This is a genomic window from Auritidibacter ignavus (genome assembly GCF_003703835.1).
Classification (GTDB): domain Bacteria; phylum Actinomycetota; class Actinomycetes; order Actinomycetales; family Micrococcaceae; genus Auritidibacter; species Auritidibacter ignavus.
In genome coordinates, this window is the sequence record NZ_RDQR01000002.1 from 110752 (window position 1) to 131605 (window position 20854).

The following is a 20854-nucleotide window of genomic DNA, read 5'->3' on the forward strand; positions in this document are numbered from 1 at the left end:
TCTCTAGCCTATCCCGCCGGGAGTGCTTCGGGCTGATGTGCGCACAACCAGCGGTTGTGCACTCGGTAGACCAGTTCGAGCCCGAGCGATCCGGCAACCGCAATCCCGATCGAGGCCAGCAGGATCGGGGTGGGGGGCAGGATGAACTGGTGGTACCACTGCGAGAAGGGCACGGCGACCACCAGCACGAGGCCGGCGTACATGATCGCCAGGATCCCGATCTTCTGCCAATTCAGCGGACGGGAGATGACATTCAGCAGCCACAACCCGGTCAGGGTCAAGGTGATCATGGTAGCGGTTTGGAGTTGTTCCATGGTCAACGCAGCACCGGCGACGTGCTCTGCGGCGGCGACGTACCCATCCCAAGAGGCCGGGGAGCCCAGCGCGTCGAGGGGGTCGTCGAAGAAGGGGAGCTCGCCGGCGAAGGATCTGGCATAGCACCGGCCTACCAGGTTGATCGCCACCAGTGCGAGGACGATGACCGCCCCGGAGGGGATGGCGAAACGCAGTGCGCGGTGGAGAAAACCGGGCACATAGCGACGCGGGTTGGGCATCAGGGCGAGGAGGAAGGACGCGATGCCGATGAACAGTGCGTCGGCGGTGGAGGCTTGGCGGGGCAGGAGCGGGTATTGCCAGAACAGCAGAGAGAAGATCAGCACGAAGCCGAATGCGTAGGCGGTTTTGGCCAAGAACAGATGCGCTAGGCGCTCGACGTTGGCGATAACTTTGCGACCCTCGGCCAGTACTGAGGGGAGGCGGTCGAATTTTGAATCCAGTAGCACCATCCGGGAGACGGCCTTGGTGGCCGGGGCAGCGTTGCCCATAGCGATCCCCAAATCTGCGGACTTCAGCGCCAGGGCGTCATTGATGCCATCTCCGGTCATGGCCACCGTGTGACCGGAGGCGCGCAGGGCCTCGACCATGCGTTTCTTCTGGTCCGGGGAGACGCGGCCGAAGACGGAATATTCGTCCATGATGCCGGCCAGTTCGGCGTCATTTTCGGGTAAATTGCGGGCGTCGAAGGCGAGGCTGGGGGCCGTACTCTGGGTGCGCTCGCTAGCTGGGGCGTCGTGCTCCCAGCCCACGGCACGGGCCACGGCTGCCACGGTGTGGGGAGAGTCCCCGGAGATGACCTTGAGCTGTACGCCTTGGGAACGGAAATAGTTCAGGGTCTCTGCGGCGTCGTCACGCACGTTCTCTCCGAAGGTCAGCACCAGCTCGGGTACTAAGCGATCGGGCAGGTCAGCGCTGTCACCGAACCAGGGGTGCTCGGCGGTAGCATGAGCAGCACCGGCGTGGGCTCGGGCCAGCACCATGGTGCGCAGACCGTTGGTGGCCAGGGCGGTGGTGTGTTGCTGAATGACCGGTGCCAGCGTGGGATCCAGCTGGGAAATCAGGGCCTCCGGGGCGCCCAGAAACCAGCCACCGGTCACCTCGTCTGCTGCCGGGTCCCCGGTAGTGGGGGTGCCGAAGCCAAAGGCTGACCAGCGCCGTTCGGAGGCGAAGACCACGTGATCGGTCAGTGGCTGATCGGGTTGCTGGGTGAAGTGTTCCCGCAACGCGATCGCGGTGGGGTTGGCGTTGGGGTCGGCGCCAATGGTGGCCAGTACCTGTTGCCAGGCGGGTGGCTGGGCCGTGGAGTCAGTGGCTGATGTGGTGGGGGTCGTTAGTGTGGTGAGATCACCGCTCGTCGGGTCGATCCGGTAGGCGGCGTCGAACAGGATGCCACCTTCGGTCAGAGTGCCGGTTTTATCCAGACAGACCGTATCGACACGGGCCAGGATTTCCACGGCGGGTTGTTCTTGGATCAACACTTTTTTGCCGGTGAGCGACAGTGCGGCCATAGCGAAGCTGATCGTGGTCATCAGGGCCAGGCCCTGCGGGATCATGGTGGTAATACCGGCGATGGTCGAGATCAGCGGGGTCTCCAGACTGCCGTGGCCTAAGACCTGGTCCCATCCGCCCACGGCCATCACCTGGCCGAAAAGGGTGATGGCGATCAGCGGGATGAGTGAGACCGTGATCCAGCCGGCGACTTTTTCCAGCCCGGCGCGTAGCTCGGAGTGCACGGTGGTGAATTCGCGGGCTTTCAAGGTGAGCTGGGCGGCGTGGGAATCGTGCCCCACCCCGGTGATACGCATCAGGGCGGTTCCGGAGACAACCGAGGTGGCTGACAGCACGGTGTGCTGGACTTTTTTCGCCACCGGGTCGGCTTCACCGGTGACCAGAGATTCATCGACCTCAAAATCCTGGGAGGAGATCACCACCCCGTCGGCCGGGACTTGATCGCCACGACGCAGCACCACGACATCGTCGAGCACCGCGTCCGTGAGGCCGATCGAGGTGGGGGTACCGTGGCGCATCACCACAATGTCGTCCCGATTCAGCAACGCGATGCGATCGAGTTTCTTTTTCGCCGAGTACTCCTGGATCACGCCGATGATCACGTTGGACAGCGCGGCCAAGGAGAACAACAGGTCCAGCCAGCGGCCTAAAAGGATAATGACCAGCGCGCAGAGTCCAATCACCAGATTGAACATGGTAAATAAGTGGGTGGACAGGATCGCCCACAGCGTGCGGGAGGTGCCCGCAGGTTGGGTATTGATCAGCCCGCGGTCGATGCGGGCCTGTACCTGCTCGCCCGTGAGGCCCTGGGTGCCGGTGACCAGGCCGGGGTCGTTGACATCCCGCTCGCGGAGGAATTTTGCGCGAGCGTCGGGGGATGGGTCAACCTCGGTGGAGGGTTGAGAGCGTTTCCGGATCTTGCGGGTACGCTGGCTACTCTCCGGGTCAGTCACCGTGGTGTTCCTCCCTGGGCTGTGTGATGTGGTCTGGGGACGGGCCGGGTGTCGGTCCGGGCCTTACTTTAGCCGGTGTGGGGTGTGGGTGGGGTCCTCCTGGAGGATGATGTCGCTCATCGAGACTCACAGTAAGTTTCCAGCTGGTTCCCGGCCAGCTTTCATCGCGGCTTCTTAGACTAGATAGTGCCTCTTCAAGGTGTGAGTGATGAGAATAGGTGCATGGCCCCGGTCGCAGTCAGCGGCCGGGGCCATGTGCTGTTTCGGGTCAGTCACTGCTGGTGGTCACTGCTGGCGTGCTCGCCGCGGCGGTAGGTTCCGCCACGTTCGGTCAGCGAGTACAGTACCGGCACAATGATCAGCGTGACCACGGTGGAGAACGCCAGCCCGCCGATCACCGCGATCGCCATCGGGGCGGAGACGAAACTGGATTGCCCCGACAGACCCAGGGCTGGGGGAATCATCGCGCCGATGGTGGCCGCAGCGGTCATCAGGATCGGACGGATGCGGTGCCCGCCACCGTAGAGTAGGGCGTCGTTGATCGACATCTTCCGATCACGGTACTGGTTCACCAGATCGATCAGCACGATCGCGTTGGTGACCACAATGCCGATCAACATCAGCTGGCCGATCATCGCCGGGGCGCCGATGGGCGTGCCGGTCAGCAACAACGCCAAGATCATCCCGCTGATGCCGAAGGGGATCGACATCAGCAGTACCAGTGGTTGGATCAGGGATTTGAACAGCCAGACCAGGACCACGTAGATCAGCAAGACCGCGGCGACCATGGCCAGCATCAGCTGGTAGAAGGTGGTGTCAATGTCGCTGGCCAGACCACCGATCTCCGCGGTGACGCCTTCGGGTAGATCGGTGTCGTCCATAACTTGGGTGATCTCGTCGGTCAGAGTACCGATATCGTCGGGGTTGGTCGGAGTGGCCGAAAGGGTCACGGTACGCACCGCATTGGAGGTATTGATTTGTGGGGCGATGGAAATCCGCTCGATGTCGGCCACATCGGTCAGTGGGATCCCGCCTAAATCGAGGTCTTCCAATTCCTGGATGGTGTCAATATCGGCGGCCGGGGTGAGGTGGACGTCCAGATCGGCCCCGTCGATACTGACATTGGCCACCGGATAGTCGGTGGTGTAGGAGGTGATCAGCCCGGTGACCTCCTTCAGGGTCATCCCTGCCTCGGCGGCGGCCTGTGGATCGATGGTGATTGACACCGAGGGCTGGCTACCGGCCAGATCGGAATCGACGCGTTCGACCGAGTCGAGCTGTTCGATTTGATCGACCAGCAGATCATTAGCTTCGGCGCGGGAGTCATCGTCGAGGGCTTCCAGCACCACATCGACGGTGGAGGAGCCCAGGATGGATGAGGCATCGGTGAGCTGTATCTCACCGGCCTCAGGATGCTCTTCGCGATAGGCCGTCACGGTCTGCTCGATGGTGGCGGCGGCCTCGGCTTGATCGGCCTGGGGGTCGGTAATCAGCGTGTAGTTCGCGATATTGCTGGCCAGAGCTCCGGTTGTGGCATCGGCGCCAATATCGACCTGGACCACATTGACCACCTCGAGTTGTTGTAGTTGCTCCGAAAGGCCCTCGGTCAGCTCGGTGGTGCGTTGCAGGCTCGTGCCTTCAGGGGCGGTTTGGTCCACGGCGTGCATGTTCATACCCGAGTCGCCGAGCAAGTTGACCTTCAGCAACGGGGTCAGCGCCAGAGAGCCGAGGAAGACCGCGATGGCCAGGGCGACGGTAATCCAGCGGTGTGACAGGGCCAAAGACAGCACGGGGCGGTAGCCGCGGGCCAAGACGCCGGTGGGTTCGTGAATCTCGGGCTGGGTAGCAGTCTTGAGGTCAGCCTCAAGGTCATGATCGAGGTCAGAGTCCTCCTTGGTGCTGGCAGTATCGGTGGACGTTTTCGGAGACCGCATAAACCAGTAGGCCAATACCGGCACAATCGTCAGTGCCACCAACACCGAGCCCAACAGCGCTAGCACCACGGTGATCGCAAACGGTCGGAAGAGCTCACCGGCCAACCCGGAGACGAAGAACACCGGGGCGAAGACCAGCATCGCCACGACGGTGGAGGACACCACCGCGGAGGCGACTTCAGCGGTGGCCCGGTAGATGGTGGCGCGTCGTTGGGCGCGCGTGACCGGTCGCGTGGTTTTCAGGTGGCGGACGATATTTTCGATCACCACAATGGAGTCATCCACCATCCGGCCGATGGTGATCATCAAACCCGCCACCGACATCATATTCAGCGTCGTGTCGGTGATCAGCATGCCGCCGAAGGCAAATAGGACCGACAAGGGGATCGAAAGACCGGAGATGATCGTCGGGCGCACGGCGAAGAGGAACCCGAAGATCACCACCACGGCCAGCGCGAGACCGATCAGGCCTTCTTGGGCCAGCCCAGAGAGGGATTCCTCAATAAAAGGGGCCTGGTCAAAGATGACGGTGAACTGAGTGCCATGGCCGAGCTGTTCTTCAGACTCGTCGAGCACCTGGGTGATCTGGTCGGAAAGTTCGATGAAGTTGGCATCGGCGGCCGGGATGACCAGCAGAGACACACCATCCTGGCCGTTGGTGCGCGAGACGGTGGTGGGCTCAGGCTGTTCAGCCTGCACCTGGGCAAGATCACCGAGCGGGACCGGGTTCTCATCGGTGCTGATCAGTAACTGTTCGAGATCTTCGACGGCGGTGAGCTCATTGCCGATGGCCACGTCCATCTCGCTGCTGGGATCATCTTCGTCGTTGACGGTGCCCCCGGGGAGCACTACCCCGGCGTCTTCCAACGCATCGACGAGCTCGGTGCGTGAGGTACCCGCTGTGGCCATCGCCTCATCATCCGGGGTGATGCGCACGATGCGCTGGTCCCCACCAAACTGTTGGACCGAGGCTACCCCGTCAATCGTTTGCAGATCCGGAATGGTGGCCAACTCGAGATCGGCGATCAGCTCCGCGGAGTCCCGGTCCGAGGACGCAGAAAGCACCATCGCCGGGATATCACCGGTGCCACCGCTCAACACGGTAGTCGTGGTGCCCTCGGGCAACTGATCGTCGAGGTAGTTGGTGATCACTTCCGCCTGCGAGGCTGTCCGATACGTGTCGGTGCCGTATTCCAGCTCGACGGTGACCATGGAGAAGTTGGAGCTGGAGATGGCCGAGGTTTGTTTCAGCCCGTCGAGGGTGCGTAACTCACGCTCGAGCGGTTCGGCCACCAGATCGGCCATCTGCTCTGAGCTGGCGCCGGGATTTACGGCGGAGATGGCGACCGCCGGAAGCTCCACCGGTGGGATCAGCTCGCGTCGCAAGAGAAACATCGACAGGGAGCCCAGTAGCGTGATCACGATCGAGACCAACGCGATAAAGGCGCGGTTTCTCAGCGACAAGCGAGGCAAGAATGACATGGTTTAGCTCTCTTTGTCAGGACCTGGGGCAACAGGCGCCGTGATCTCAACGGCCTCGGTGCTGGCATCAACGACGCCGATCCGGCCTCCGGAAATCCCGCGGGCGGAGATGAGCCCGCGGATCCGGACTTCTTCGGACAGCGGGACCGAGACCACTGCGGTGTTGGGATGATCGGGCCCTGGTCCGGGCTGGGGCGCGGGGTCGTCAACCGAGGGAGTGGGAAGGGTAGCTCGCAATCCCACATGGTGGGGTGCTGCCATTGACTGCAGGGTAGCTTTGATCGGGCCGGTGCCCACCGCGTCAATCATCAAGGATCGTGATGCGGCGATGACGATCGATTCCAGGGTGGTCGGATCGGTGGGGCCCAGAAGATAAAGGGCCGAACCGTCATGCTCGGGACGTAAGGGAATATCAGTAATCACCAGTGCTCCTCAGAGATGAGCATGAGCGCTCCTCACGGTGCAGAGTCTGCGTGGATCGGACCACACACATATTACCCGCCCGCGTGCGGGGGCGCGAGAATTGTCAGCTGAAGCCTCGGTGTAGCGTGGGTGGCACGACCTTCGGTTTCGGGCCTCATATGGCGCTGGCCTGGCCGAGCCGTGAACAGCGTGTTGCACGCGATCGACCGCAGAGTTCGGCCCATTCTGTTGCGATGGAGATCTCAAACATGGTGTCGTGACATGTGGTGATACCACCAGTTGCTCCTCGCCCGTGGGTTCCTGCTCGTAACAGTCCTCTATCACCGCTTTCACCAAGCATTCCCGAAGTATTCCAGGGGTTGGTTCCGAAGGCGGTAACGCATCGAGCTGGACGACGAGCATTGTTGGGCTTCGTCTGTCGAGGGAGAGTTCGGCCGATGTGAGAACGTCATCGGTGTGGTTGGCGCGTGCCGATGCTCGGGCATACTCCAGCAGGTGTTCAAGAGAAGAGTCGCTACAGCGGCTCGTCGTGGCTCGGCCCTTTTGAAGGTGCGCCCGCTATTGGGTTGCTGGTGAGGGGGAGTGTAGAAGAAGGACTGAGGAATGCCGAGCATGCCAACGTCAGGCAGAGGTGTGCCAACCCGGAATATAAGGCACCACGACGCTTTCGGAAAACTGGCCCGAGAGCGCCGTGGTGCGAGTGAGGGTGTTGAGGGTTGAGATGTGGCTATCGATTAACGGGGACCTTCTGCTGTTGCTGGGCGGGGTAGCGGATCGACTCCACCATCTCCTGAACTTCCTGGCTGGGAGGTCTGGTGAGTTTTGAGACCACAATGGTAATCAGGAAGTTCAGCAACGCACCGACGGGCCCGATGCCTTCCGGCGAGATACCCAGGATGGGCTCATTGGCAGGGGTGCCGAATAGCTCCAGGGTGTAGACCATGTAGCCGCCGCTGAAGACCAAACCGGTGAGCATGCCGACCGCTGCACCGATGGCGTTGGCATTCTTCCAGAAGATCCCCAAGATCAGGATCGGGAAGAACGTTGCGGCCGCCAGTCCGAAGGCGAAGGCCACTACCTGGGCCACAAACGCCGGAGGATTCAGTCCGGCAATGATTGCGATGACTACCGCAACTGCCATGGCCAGGCGTCCGACCAACATCTGCCGACTCTCGGAGGCTCTTTCCTTCGAAATCATCCGGTAGTAAATATCGTGGGAGGTCGCCGAGGAGATCACCAACAGCAGGCCAGCTGCCGTGGAAAGCGCTGCCGCCATTCCACCAGCTGCCATCAACCCGACGATGGGGGTGGGAAGGCCTCCAGTTTCGGGGGAGGCGAGCACCAAAATGTCGTTGGAGACTACGAGATCCGCCGTTCCGGACACATTCGACACCGAATTAATTTCTCCGGTGGTGTTCACCTCAACGAGTCCGGTTTCTTGCCATGGTGTGACCCATCCCGGAAGGCCGTCCTCGTCGGAACCCTGGGCGTCCCGGAGCAGATTGAGCTTGGTGAAGGCGCCCATCGCCGGAGCGGTCAGGTACAACAAGGAGATGAAGAACAGTGCCCAGAAGGCGGAGAAGCGAGCGCCACGGACTGTTTTGGTGGTGTAGAACCGGATGATCACGTGTGGCAGACCAGCGGTGCCCAGCATGAGCGAGAGAGTGACCAGAAACACATCCAGCTGACCCCCCTCACGACCGGCGAATGCATCGGTGAACTCATGCAGACCGAAATCAGTACGGAGCATGTTGAGTTCTTCTAAGATCTGCCCGTAAGTGATCTGGGGGATTGGGAAGTTACCGAGATACTGCGAGATGGCCACCGCGGGAATTAAGTACGCGATGATGAGTACCACATACTGCGCCACCTGAGTATAGGTGATGCCTTTCATCCCGCCCAGCACCGCGTAGAAGAAAATCACGGCCGCACAGGCCACCACGGCCCACTGCGGGTCCAGACCGAGGAACCGCGAGAAGACGACACCGCCACCGGTCATCTGACCGACGACGTAGGTGAAGGAAACGATGATGGCGCAGATAGCTGCCACGAGCCGGACCGTGTCGTTGTAGCGTTCGCCCACGAATTCCGGGACAGTGAACTTGCCCCATTTACGCAGGTACGGGGCCAACAACAGGGCTAGCAGCACATAGCCGCCGGTCCATCCCATCAAGTAGACCGACCCATCGGAGCCGAGGAAGGCGATCATGCCCGCCATACCGATGAAGGAAGCCGCTGACATCCAGTCGGCGGCTACCGCGGCACCGTTGGCTATCGTTGGCACCCCACGAGAAGCGACGTAGAACTCCTTGGTCTCTTTAACTCGGGAGCGCCAGGCGATGACGATATAGATACCGAAGGTTAGGACCAGGAAGAAGAATGTCCAGAATTCCAAGGAACTCATGACGAGTGACCTCCCTGCTGAGCGTCGCGCTGGTCAACTTCAGAGACGCCGAACTCTCTATCGAGCCGGTCCATCCACAGCGCGTAGACCAGAATCAGGAGCACGAAGGTGTAGATCGAGCCCTGCTGGGCAAACCACATGCCCAGGGGGAATCCAAGAATCACGATGTTATTCAGAGGCTCGATCAACAGAATCCCGAAACCAAATGAAACGGTAAACCAGATGATCAGTAGCACAATCATCAGTCGAAGGTTCTTCTTCCAATAGCGTTGCCGCCAGCCGTTATCCGGAGGCGGAGCGTGTGAAGAAGGGTTTTCTTGTGCCTTGTCAGACATGTGATGCTCCTTTGTCGTCGATCGTGGGCACGGGCCCAGGAGATTCAGGAATGTGGCAAAAACGCTTGAAGGGAGACTACCTGAGTGTGCGCTACATCACAATAAAAAATAAGAAGAGATCGACTGTTCATCATCGAGTGATGGGTCACGTAAGCTTTCCACCCCATTGCTAGGTTATGGTTGGACACTGTGATATGTGTCACTGTAGAGTGCCGGGTATGAGCACCTCCGCACGAGAACAGACTGCATCGGCTGGCGCCGACGACCAGGGCTTATCTGGGATCGTCGCGCGATTGAAAGCACGCAAGGCGCACGGGTGGGGAATCTTTCACCCGGGGAGCTGGCCGATGATGCTCGGCGGAATGATGTTCATTATCTCCGCTTTTCTCCCGTGGGTGTCATTGCCCTGGGTGGAGGACCTCACCGGTGAGACGTTCCATCTTCGTGGGACCGACGGCCCAGGGGTTCTCACGTTGGCGGTTGGATGCCTGGCGTTTGCGGGAGCTTTCGTGCCCCGTCGCAAACTGGCTATCGGTCATGCGGCAGGTCCGGGAGGTATCGTCGCGCTCATCGTGATACTTCAATGCTGGAGTATCGTCTCCCACTCGATTCAGCTGAATGCGTGGGGTGCTTTCGTGCCCGGAATGGGCTTGGTGCTGGCCGCTGGTGGTGCGGTTCTCCTGATGAAAGCTGGGTGGACTATGTACCGCCACTGGCCACAACGCGATTCAGCGTCTTCACGCGGTTCGAACCGGTCTTCGTAAATCAACCACATGGAGGTGGGGGGTGCTGTCAAAAACACGGATCGATATCGTCGCCGGAGCACACGAGGGGTCGGCAGTCACGCAGCAGGGCAGACCAGAAAATATTGTGTCCCCCAAAAGTCTCAACGGATGATCTGAATCATGGTCGGTGCACATTCTGGTCACGTGTTTGCTGGCCCGCCAGAAATGACAACACACTGACTTGAGTGCATCGATCATCTCGACCACGATGCGCGCAGTGATCGGTCTCGTTCTCCCTGACCGAGCCCTGGCGAATCCCAAGAGCTACCCATCTGTCAGGGACGTCGTCCCCGGCGGATGAGTAGCTCTTGCGGTATCTCAGTGGGTGGTATTGCCACCGAGCCTTAGGAGGCCAAGGCTTCCCGGAACTTGACGGCTTTGCCGATTTTCAGCACGGAGTTCTGGTAGATCCGGGTGGCCAAGGCCAATACCAACGCGGTGGTGAGAATTAACAGCCCCAGTGACCCCAGCACTTCCCACAGCGCCGCCTCGCCGGTGAAGACCCGAATCGGCATGGCAACGACTGCTGAGAAGGGAATCCAGCTCATCGCCGTGACGAGCGCGGTATTGGTGGGGTACATGACAATCAGCAGGTAGGGGACCAAGATCAGGAGCACGATGGGCGTGGAGATGGAACCAAGGTCTTCATTGCGCGAAACCATCGAGGCGGCCGCGGCGTACATCCCGGCCACCATGACAAACGAAATGGCGAAGAACAGGACGAACCACAGGGTCGGAGCGATCATTTGTTCACTGAGCAACGGCATCTGCTCGTCGTCGCCATTAACCAGAATGCCGATGACCGCGGCCAGTGCCATCAGCGCGATCTGGGCGAAAGCGACAATGGAGTTGCCCAGTACCTTGCCGAACAAGATGGCTCGAGCCGGGACAGCAGCCAACAGAATCTCGATGATCCGGGATTGTTTTTCTTCGACCACGGAGCTGGCCATGGTCTGACCGAAGAGGATGGCCGCCATAAAGTAAACCAGACCGAAAATCATGCCCAGCAGGTACATGATGGCGAAATTCTGGGCATCGGAATCCTCCAGGATGGTGATTTCCGGGGCGATCGACAGGGCGTCGATGAGCGCGCTGGGGGGTTCGCCCAGGGACAGGACTTCAATACCCATGGGGTTGGTGTCGGTCACTTCGGTCAGGATCAGCCCGGCATCGGCCTCGCCGGAGGTCACCTGGTCTGTGACGGTCTCGGCGTCTTCGACGGTGGTGGCCTCAAGCCCGGGGACCGCATCGAGTCCGGCGTGGGGTTCGGCGGTGTTGCTGGCGTCCACGACGTCTTGGGAGATGGCTACGGTGGTGTCCGAGGAACCACCGGAGGTCAAGGATTCGGCTACGCGAGGTCCGAAGAGAGTACCGAGCAGCACCAGGGCGATCAAGATGATCCCGGTAATCACAAAGGCTTTGGACCGCAGGCGGGTTTTGATTTCACGTCCGGCCACAACGCTGGCCGCGCTCAAGCTGGTCATGGGTGGTCTCCTGGGGTGGTGTCAGCGGTATCGGATTGGTCGGTGACGACGTCGTGGAAGATCTCGTGCAAACTCCGGTGGATCGGACCGAACTCGAAGACGGTGCCACGGGTGATGGCCTGGGCCAGTAACTGATGGGCGGTCTGGGGGTTTTCGGCGGTGAAGCGTAGATCGCCGCCGTCGAATTCGGTGACCGTGATGCCGGGGACCTCTCGGGCCCACCCGGTGTCGGCATCGGTGCGCAACCTCCAGTCCTTAATTTCGGCCTGCTCGAGTAGCTGATCGCGGGTGCCGTTGGCGGCCACCTGCCCGTCGGCGAGGATGACCAGCTCGTCGCAGAGTCGTTCGACCAGATCGAGTTGATGAGAGGAGAACAGCACCGGGGCACCCCGGCTGGCGACATCTTGCAGGACCTCCAGGATGGTCTCGACCGCTTGCGGGTCGAGTCCGGAGAACGGCTCATCGAGCACGAGTGCGGCCGGCTCGTGGACCAGCGCGGCGGCGACTTGGACGCGCTGTTGGTTACCCAGGGAGAGATCTTCCAGATCATCTTTTGCCCGAGAGGCGAGGCCGAGACGCTCTAGGATCTCCTCGGAACGGTGGGAGGCAGCAGCGGAGTCGACGCCGTGGAGTTTGGCCAGGTAGACCAGCTGTTCTTTGACCGGCATCTTCGGGTACAGCCCGCGTTCTTCGGGCATGTAGCCGATTTGAGAGCGGTACCGGGCATCGATGGGGGAACCATTGACGGTGATGGTGCCGCCATCGTGGTCGAGTACACCCATCAAGATGCGCATGGTGGTCGTTTTACCGGCACCGTTACCTCCCACGAAACCGGTCATCAGGCCCGGTTTGATGGAGAAGGAGAGCTCTTTGAGCACTTGGCGGGTGCCGTAGGACTTGATCAGGTTGTCGATGACGATTCCGGACTCGGCCAAGGCCCCAGCGGCCGGCGGGGGAGCATTGTCGTGATGTCTCATATCACCAATGTAGAAAACGGGTGGCCGGGGCGTCCTCCCCCTATTGGGTGAACTTTGACCACTTGCGGCCGGGCGCCAGAAGACTGAGAGGAGCGAGATGAGTGAGATGGGCTAGATGTGGTGTTCGTAGGCCCAAATCACTGCGTGGACCCGATCCTTGACCCGCAATTTCATCAGCAGATGCGACACGTGAGTCTTGACGGTGGCAGCACCGACGACCAGGTGTTCGGCGATTTCGGGGTTGGAATAGCCCTGGATGAGCATGTGGAAGATCTCGGTTTCTCGCCCGGTGAGCTCGTTGAGGACTTCCGGTCCGGCGGCTTCGAGCAGGGCAGCTGGTTTCGGGCGAGTAATGGGGGCCGGCTGGTCAGGCTGGTCTGCGGTGGGGGTCTGGCCGGCGAAACGCTGCAGGACCCGTCCGGTAACTTCCGGGGCCAGTAGTGCGTCCCCATCACCCAGGGTGATGATTGCCTCGATTATGTCCTCGGCCCCGGCGGTCTTGAGCAAGAATCCGGAGGCGCCGGCCTCGAGGGTTTCGAACAAGAAATCGTCGCGATCGAACGTGGTCAGGATCAGCACCGAGCTGGTCGTGGAGAGCCGGGCGATCTCCCGGGTGGCTTCGATTCCATCCATCACCGGCATGTGGACGTCCATACACACCACATCGGGGCGCTGTGCCCGGACCAGCTCGATGGCTTCGACGCCGTTGGCGGCTTCACCCACCAGCTGTAATCGGGGCTCAGTCGCGATCATCGCGGCCAGTCCGGTACGGATCATGGGCTGGTCATCGACCAGCACCACGCTCAAGGGCTCATCGAGTTCATTGGGGGTGTTCATGCCAGCTGGGTCCTGGACGGTGGTGGAGCATCGAAGGGTTCGGTTGCTTCGGTGCAGATCGTGGCTACCTCGCTCGAGGCCGCGGCTGTCTCGTGGAGCGGGATGTTGGCTCGAATCAACCAGCCACCGGAAGATTTCGGCCCGGCGGTGAAGGTCCCATCCAGCGCGGTGACGCGTTCGGTGAGCCCTTGCAGCCCGGACCCGGTGCCCTCAGCGAGGCCGCTGTGCTCAGAAGCCCGACGCATCGAGCTGGGGGAATGGTTATGATCGGAGACCTCCAGTTCGATCGCATCAGCCAGATAACGCAACCGGACCACCACGGTGGCGGTGGCCCCGGCATGTTTGCGGGCGTTATTGATGCCTTCCTGGGCGATCCGGTACAGCGTCAGCTGCACCGAGGAGGGGACCTCGGGGCGGGCGACACCGGGCTGGCTGGGTTCAATAATTTCTAGTCGGACGGTTTGGGAGGTGGCATGAGCCGTTCGCACCAGATCGGGAAGCTGACTGAGATCCGGTAGCGGCGCGGTGTGTTCTGGCTGGTCGCGCAGTGTGTAGACCAGGGCCCGCAACTCGGCGATGGCCTGCTGTGCGGCGGTCTCGATGGCACGCAATTGCTCGACTCCAGCGACACTGCCGGTGCTGTCGGTACTGCCCTTGGCTGATGTGTCCAGGCTACGCCGGGCCGCGGAGGCATGAATGCCCATCACGGTCACGTGGTGGGCGACTACGTCGTGTAGTTCACGGGCAATGTGCATCCGTTCGGCGTGCACGGCCGAGGCCGCCAGTTGTTGTTGCGCCTCGTGAAGCTCGCGGTGGGCCGTCGAGAGCTCCTGATGGGCGATATGAAGCTGGTTGTGGGCGATTGCGCCCTGCCAGGAGGAGTTCCCGAAGATCCAGGCCAAGAAATAGAAGATTGCGTTGACCAACCATTGGGATCCCAGCGCGGTGAGGGTCTGATAGAGGTCCGCACCCGTGGCTTGGGCCTGGGTGATGGCCTGGATCGAGATCGCGATCAGCCACGCGAGGATCAGCCCGATAATCCCAACCCGGACCCACAGGGCGCGCCGGCGATCATTCGACCAGGCACCGACCCCGTAGAAACTCACAAAGAGCACGATCTGGTACGAGTACACCTCCACGCCGATGGTGTGATTGAACACGATGGCCGCCACCGCCAGGTAGCTGGCTACCGCGCAGGGGAAGCGCCGGTAGAGCATCATGGGTAAAGCCAGCAACGGCACGCTGAGATAGGTGCCCCAGGCGGTGAATCCCATGGTCTCGAGCAGTCCCGAGCGATGCGATAACGCGGTAAAGATCAACCCGAGGATCACTAAGCCGGCACCGACCAGCGCGTCGGTGCGTAGCCAGTGGGGCGGAAGGTCGCGGCAGGGCTCGGCGGATTCGGTCACAGCGTGCTCCAGGGGGTCAGTACCTCGAGCAGACGGGCACGCAGCACCTGAGCGCGCTGGGAAAACTCTTTCTGCAAGCGGGTGTATTCGGCTTTGCCGTCCCGGGTCTCGATGCGGATGGGGTCCAGACCCCAGTCGGAGAGGTCATAGGGCGAGGCGCGCATATCCATCACCCGGATCTGCCAGGCCAGCTCGAACGTCTCGGCCATCAGATCCGAATCCACCAGTGGCACCATCTTGTAGCTGTGACGGTAGAGATCCATATTGGCGTGCAGACAGCCGGGCTGTTCTAGTTCGGGTGCGCGCTTGCGGGTGGGCCTGAACTGGTTGAGCGGTTTGGCCTCGGGCGCGTAGAACCGGTAGGCATCAAAGTGGGTGCACGTGATCTTGTGGGATTCCACCACCTCGTCGGTGCCGGATGCTCCGAGTCGCAACGGTAGCTGGGCGTGCCGAATCCCGTGGCGGTCCGAACGGTAGGCCATCGCCCACTCGTGCAGACCAAAACAGCTCAGCTGGGCCCGGCGGGGTAGTGTGGCGGCGAGCAGATTGACCGTGACATTGATGGCGGTCTGGCGCTTGGCACGAAAAGAGTCGGTATCCACGCGGTACCCACCCCAGTCTGAGTCATACCGGTAGTGCGGGTAGTCAGCATGGTCGGGGGCCTGACCGGTGTGATCGGGGAGCAACACAGCGTGGGGGCCCGGATGCCAGCGCTTCAGCGCCCCGGCGGTGAAGGAATAGTAGGAGAACATGAAGTCGAAGATCGGGTGCTTGATCCCGGCCGCGCGGAGCTCGAAAAGTTCCCGGGTCAGCTCGGTGATGCGCTGGCTGTGTGCGGCGGATCGGGCCCGATAGTCCTCGGCATCCATCACCGTCAGGGTTCCGGGGCTGGTGGCTGTGTGCATGGGTGACAGTCTAGAAGATCACTGCGAGGTGGGTCATCCCCCGCAGGAGTGAAACAGGCCGGTCCGCCACCGGGCGAGTACCCGGGGTGGTGGACCGGCCATCACGTGTGGTCAGTTGCCGTGACGTCTTGCTGTGTTGAGGTCTTAACCTCTTAGCGCCACTGGCGGGACCGGTGTTAGCGGCCGGTGCCAGCGTAGACGGTGGCTTCTTCTTCGGCGTCGAGGTCGAACTCGGTGTGGATCGCCTTGATCGCGTCATCGAGCTTCTCGGCAACGGTGATCACCGAGATGCGGATCTCGGAGGTCGAAATCAAGTCGATGTTGGCGCCGGCGTTGTGCAGTGCGTCGAAGAACCGGGCGGAGATCCCGGGGTTGGAGCGCATACCGCCACCGACCAGGGAGACCTTACCGATGTTCTTATTGAACAGCGTGTCCTCGAAACCTATGTCCTCCTGCGCCTCGCGCAGCGACCGCAATGCCTCGTCGCCCTGATCCTTGGGGATGGTGAAGGAAATATCGGTACGACCGGAGCCGGCACGCGAGACGTTCTGGACGATCATATCGATATTGGTGTTGGTCTTGGCCACGACGTGGAAGACCTCGGCGGCCTTACCCGGCACGTCGGGTACACCGATGACGGTGACTTTACCTTCGGATCGATCGTGAGCAATACCGGCAATGATGGGCTGTTCCAAGGGCTCGCCTTCCTTCAGGTGGATCGAATCGGCTGGATCGGGGATGACCCACGTTCCTTGATGGTGGGAAAATGAGGAGCGGACGTGGAGTTTCACGCCAAAGCGGCGGGCATATTCCACCGAGCGCAGGTGCAGGATCTTCGATCCTGAGGCCGCCATTTCCAGCATTTCCTCGGAGGAGATTTCGTGGATTTTCTTAGCGGTGGGCACCACTCGGGGGTCTGCGGAGTACACGCCATCAACATCGGTGTAGATCTCGCAGGCGTCGGCCCGCAATGCTGCCGCCAAAGCCACCGCGGTGGTATCGGAACCACCGCGTCCCATGGTGGTGATGTCTTTGGACTCAGGGCTCATGCCCTGGAAGCCGGCCACAATGGCGACATCGCCCTCATCGACGGCTTCTTTAATGCGGTAGGGGTTGACCTGCACGATCCGGGCATCCCCGTGCTGGGTGTCGGTGAGCATACCGGCCTGAGAACCGGTGAAGCTACGGGCAGTGATACCGCGTTCGTGTACGGCCATGGCCAGCAGGGACATGGAAATGCGCTCGCCGGCCGAGAGCAGGATATCCATTTCGCGCACTGGGGCTTGACGAGAAATTTTATCGGCGAGGTCCAGCAGGTCATCGGTGGTGTCTCCCATGGCGGAGACCACCACGACCACTTGGTTCCCAGCTTTTTGGGTGTCGGCAACACGACGTGCTACCCGTTGGATGGATTTGGCATCGGCAACCGAAGAGCCGCCGTATTTTTGAACGATAAGACTCATTGAGAACTTTCGCGATTGATGTGCGTGCTAACAAGACATTAAGTGTACGGAGGATGCCACCCCAGCGCACCTGAAAAAAGGTGTAATCAAGCAGATACGGGTGAAATATTGCGAATTGGGGGTATGCTCTTGGCTGAGTTGTGATTTGAGACATGCGATGTGATGACCTGTATCACTCTTGTGAGGGGGATTCTCCCAAGCGACGGCGACCTTCGAACGCTCGGCCCAGCGTGACTTCATCGGCATATTCTAGATCTCCACCCACCGGCAAGCCCGACGCCAACCGGGAGATGGTGATCCCGGTGGCAGCGAGCATGCGAGTCAGGTACGTTGCGGTGGCTTCGCCTTCCAAGTTGGGGTTGGTGGCAATGATGACCTCTTGGATGGTGTCGTCTTGTAGTCGGGAGAGCAACTCGCGGACGTGGAGTTGCTCGGGTCCCACTCCACCGATGGGGTTAATCGCTCCGCCTAAAACGTGATAGCGACCGTGGAAGGTGCGAGTGCGCTCGATGGCCAGCACATCCTGGGATTCCTCCACCACACAGAGCAGTCCGCGATCACGAGACTCATCGGCGCAGATCGGGCAGATCTCGTGTTCGGTGACATTGAAACAGACCGAGCAGAGTTGAATCTTTTCCTTGACCACGCGGATGGCATCGGCGAGTTTCAGCATCTCCTCGGCATCGGCCTCCAAGACGTGGAAGGCAATGCGTTGGGCAGACTTCGGGCCGATACCGGGCAGTCGGCCCAGTTCGTCCATCAAGTCTTGGATGGCGCCGTCATACACGATGGGACCTTCTTTGGTTGAGCTGGTGGTAAGCGATCAGGATGAGAACTTCGGAGTGCCGTCGGGGTTGAGTTCTTCCACGAGCCGGGCGTTGAGGATGCGCTCTAGCACCGGGCGTCCGACAAGGCCGGAGTCCTCAACGAGAACGTCATCCTCGCTGGCAACTTCTTCGTTCCAGGGTACCGGTGCCGGCTCGTCGTGAGTGGCTGGTTCGGGGTGGCGATCGCTCGGGTCCTGGTGGGGGTGCTGTTCCGGTGAAGGAGCGGTGGGATGGACCGGGGAAGACGCGACGGTGTTATGTGCCGTGTTTTTCCGGTACTGGCTCATCATCTGCTGGAACATTGACGGCCGGGAAGAGTTTTGGGTGTCTTCACCGGGCGCGGATTCCGCAGCCTGGGGTGTAGTGGTGGTCGCTGCGGAGCCGGGGTCAGTATCGGTGGTGTTCTGGGTACCGGGGCGATTGGTGTCTGGCGCGTGAGCGCTCGGCGGAGCAGGAGAGGCTGAATCTTGCGTCGGCGCAGAGGAATCGGGGGTCTTGGGGGGATAGGTCGGGATCAAATCGCCGAAACGTTCCTGGAACTCTGCGCGAAGTTCAGCCTCGGGTTTGGCGAAGAAAGGGACCTTGGGCTTGGCTGCTGGATCGGGGGTGGGGATGAATCCGGCGTAGCCGTCCTCAGCAACCGGCTCGGAGGCGGACTGAGTTGCCTGTGGCGGTGCGGGGGCGGGTTGCTGCTGTGGGGACTGGTGAGTCGCGGGGGGTGTCTCACCCTCGTCGGGTATTTCGTCCCAGGCCACAGGGGCCTGCTCGTCTTCGGCGAGTTCAGCAAGTTCTTCGGCACTGGGCTGGTACTCGGAGACGGCCGATCGGGTGTGCACAGGCGTCTGGTCCGGCGCCCCGGGGCGCTCGTTCTCACCAGTCTCTGCGGACGGAGGTTCCTGGCCCGACTCGCGCTCTGGAGCAGATCGCGTGGGAGTCTGTGGCGCCGGGGGCGCAGAGACCTCGGTGGACGTCACTGCTGGGGTCTCTGCCGCCGGCGTCGGGCGGCTTTCAGCTTTTGGGTCGGCACCACCGCCACTACTACCGCCGGAGTTGGGGGCCGCAACCGATGGGGCGGCCGTATCTGATCCGACGACTAAGTCCACCTGAGGTTCAAGGCCCAGAATCTGCTGGTAGGCCTGGGCAATGATCTGTTCACCACCACGTTTTTGGGCGGTGTGCTTGGCTCCGTCATTCCGGAAGCCGATCGTTAACGTGGTGCCATCAAAGCCGGCAATGCCCGCGTTGTCTTTAAATGTCATCCACATCAGGCGTGAATGCTGTTCGAGATAGTTGATCACCTCCGGCCACGCGCGGCGAACCATTTCCACCCGGGAACTGCCTTGGTCCGGGCTGGGCTGACGCGGCTCAGCCGACTGGTCCGGCTGAGTGTGCTGGGGTGGCGCTTGTGGCGGTTCCGACTGCTGGGGTTGGTCCCTGGGAGCAGGTTCCGGTTGTTGCTCGTCGCCGGCATTCCCGCGCAGAGTAGCCCGCGCCAGGGCGGCCCCAGAGGTGGTGGTCGCGCCAGCAGTGGCCGGAGCGGATGCACCGCTAGCTGTCGACTCAACTGCCCCGGCTGGGGCAGCAGGGGGCGCTGCGCCGTAGTCCAAACGGCGCTCAATGCGTTCGATCCGGGCAGCTAGGCCCTGCTGGGTCTCATCGATCGAGGGCAACATCAGTCGCGCGACCAACAGCTCCAGGTGAAGTTTGGGCGAGGTTGCCCCGACCATTTCAGTCAGGGCCTTTGCGATGATGTCCGCGGCCCGCGAAAGCTCAGCGGCTCCCATCTGGGCGGCTTGGGCATTGAGACGACGAATCTGGTCCTCAGAGACGCCGTGCAACACGCTTCCAGCATTCTCGGCCATGGCTTTGACGATTACCACGTCGCGCAGCCGTTCCAGGAGATCTTCCACGAAGCGACGCGGGTCCTGCCCGGATTGGATCACCCGGTCGATAACTTGAAACGACGTTTCGGAGTCTTGGGCCGCCAGGGAATCGACGACATCATCTAATAAGGACTCGGGGGTGAACCCCAACAGGTTCACAGCGAGCTCATAACTGACGCCTTCCTCGGTGGCTCCGGCAATGAGCTGGTCGAGTACCGAGAGCGTGTCGCGCACTGAACCGCCACCGGCTCGAACCACCAAGGATAAGACTCCGGGCGCAATCGCAATGTGTTCGCGTCCGACCAGCGACTCCAGATAGTTCATCAGCGGTTCGGGGGGAACCAGTCGGAACGGGTAGTGATGAGTCCGCGAGCGGATGGTGCCGATGACCTTATCTGGCTCGGTGGTGGCAAAAATAAACTTGATGTGCTCGGGTGGTTCCTCCACGATCTTCAACAGCGCGTTGAAACCAGCAGAGGAGACCATGTGTGCCTCGTCGACAATAAAGATCTTGTAGCGGTCCCGGGTGGGAGCAAACGTCGCACGTTCCCGCAGGTCACGTGCATCATCTACACCGCCGTGAGAGGCCGCGTCAATCTCGATCACGTCCAGGGAGCCCGGACCACCGGTGGCTAGCTCGCGACAGGAATCGCACTCGCCACAGGGCACCGGCGTGGGCCCCTGGACACAGTTCAAGCAACGGGCCAAAATACGGGCCGAGGTGGTCTTGCCACAACCGCGTGGACCGGAGAACAGATAGGCGTGGTTGACCTTATTTTTGCTCAGCGCGTTCTTCAGCGGCTCGGTCACATGTTCCTGACCGATCACATCATCAAATGTGTCCGGACGGTAGCGACGGTATAAGGCGGTGGTCACATCAGTACACCTTAGTCGCTGTCAGCCAAAAG

The 20854-nt window shown here is 61.2% G+C and carries 14 protein-coding genes; 1 reads left to right on the forward strand and 13 read right to left on the reverse strand.

The features are described from left to right. Positions 1–8 precede the first annotated feature (8 nt). The 5 genes from DYI20_RS02105 to DYI20_RS02125 form a co-directional block, all read right to left on the reverse strand. Positions 9–2798, reverse strand: coding sequence for an HAD-IC family P-type ATPase (locus tag DYI20_RS02105; protein ID WP_244924641.1), 2790 nt, complete (start codon positions 2796–2798; stop codon positions 9–11). Positions 2799–3070: 272 nt separating this feature from the next. Then, a complete protein-coding gene (locus DYI20_RS02110; protein ID WP_122548735.1) occupies positions 3071–6214 on the reverse strand; it encodes an efflux RND transporter permease subunit in 3144 nt (1047 codons plus the stop codon). A 3-nt stretch (positions 6215–6217) separates the two neighbouring features. Next, the gene (locus DYI20_RS02115; protein ID WP_122548736.1) at positions 6218–6637 is read right to left on the reverse strand and encodes a hypothetical protein; all 420 of its coding nucleotides are present in this window, start codon (positions 6635–6637) and stop codon (positions 6218–6220) included. 727 nt (positions 6638–7364) lie between these two features. Beyond that, positions 7365–9041 carry a sodium:solute symporter family protein gene (locus DYI20_RS02120; protein ID WP_122548737.1) on the reverse strand — a complete coding sequence of 559 codons (1677 nt, stop codon included), beginning with the start codon at positions 9039–9041 and terminating at the stop codon, positions 7365–7367. After that, positions 9038–9376: a DUF4212 domain-containing protein gene (locus DYI20_RS02125; RefSeq protein WP_110099164.1), complete on the reverse strand. Its 339-nt coding sequence runs from the start codon at positions 9374–9376 to the stop codon at positions 9038–9040. The genes DYI20_RS02120 and DYI20_RS02125 overlap by 4 nt, the downstream gene beginning before the upstream one ends. 218 nt (positions 9377–9594) lie before the next feature. Between DYI20_RS02125 and DYI20_RS02130 the strand changes: the two genes are divergently transcribed. Then, positions 9595–10140, forward strand: a complete 546-nt coding sequence (locus DYI20_RS02130; protein ID WP_183145576.1) for a hypothetical protein — start codon at positions 9595–9597, stop codon at positions 10138–10140. Positions 10141–10505: 365 nt separating this feature from the next. Here DYI20_RS02130 and DYI20_RS02135 read toward each other — a convergent pair whose 3' ends face one another. From DYI20_RS02135 to DYI20_RS02170, 8 genes are all read right to left on the reverse strand, one after another. After that, positions 10506–11645 carry an ABC transporter permease gene (locus DYI20_RS02135; RefSeq protein WP_110099165.1) on the reverse strand — a complete coding sequence of 380 codons (1140 nt, stop codon included), beginning with the start codon at positions 11643–11645 and terminating at the stop codon, positions 10506–10508. Then, the gene (locus DYI20_RS02140; RefSeq protein ID WP_122548738.1) at positions 11642–12622 is read right to left on the reverse strand and encodes an ABC transporter ATP-binding protein; all 981 of its coding nucleotides are present in this window, start codon (positions 12620–12622) and stop codon (positions 11642–11644) included. Before DYI20_RS02140 ends, DYI20_RS02135 begins: the two co-directional genes overlap by 4 nt. A gap of 111 nt (positions 12623–12733) precedes the next feature. Then, positions 12734–13459 carry a response regulator gene (locus tag DYI20_RS02145; protein WP_122548739.1) on the reverse strand — a complete coding sequence of 242 codons (726 nt, stop codon included), beginning with the start codon at positions 13457–13459 and terminating at the stop codon, positions 12734–12736. Then, positions 13456–14868 (reverse strand): sensor histidine kinase, encoded by a 1413-nt coding sequence (locus DYI20_RS02150; protein ID WP_122548740.1) that lies wholly within the window; start codon positions 14866–14868, stop codon positions 13456–13458. Before DYI20_RS02150 ends, DYI20_RS02145 begins: the two co-directional genes overlap by 4 nt. Continuing rightward, on the reverse strand, positions 14865–15773 hold the full coding sequence (locus DYI20_RS02155; protein ID WP_122548741.1) for a 3-methyladenine DNA glycosylase: 909 nt from the start codon (positions 15771–15773) through the stop codon (positions 14865–14867). The genes DYI20_RS02150 and DYI20_RS02155 overlap by 4 nt, the downstream gene beginning before the upstream one ends. 176 nt (positions 15774–15949) lie before the next feature. Continuing rightward, a complete protein-coding gene (locus tag DYI20_RS02160) occupies positions 15950–17236 on the reverse strand; it encodes an aspartate kinase (RefSeq protein ID WP_122548742.1) in 1287 nt (428 codons plus the stop codon). A gap of 172 nt (positions 17237–17408) precedes the next feature. Next, the gene (recR, locus tag DYI20_RS02165) at positions 17409–18023 is read right to left on the reverse strand and encodes a recombination mediator RecR (RefSeq protein WP_122548743.1); all 615 of its coding nucleotides are present in this window, start codon (positions 18021–18023) and stop codon (positions 17409–17411) included. Between the two features lie 36 nt (positions 18024–18059). Beyond that, positions 18060–20822: a DNA polymerase III subunit gamma and tau gene (locus DYI20_RS02170; RefSeq protein WP_122548744.1), complete on the reverse strand. Its 2763-nt coding sequence runs from the start codon at positions 20820–20822 to the stop codon at positions 18060–18062. Positions 20823–20854: the final 32 nt, after the last annotated feature.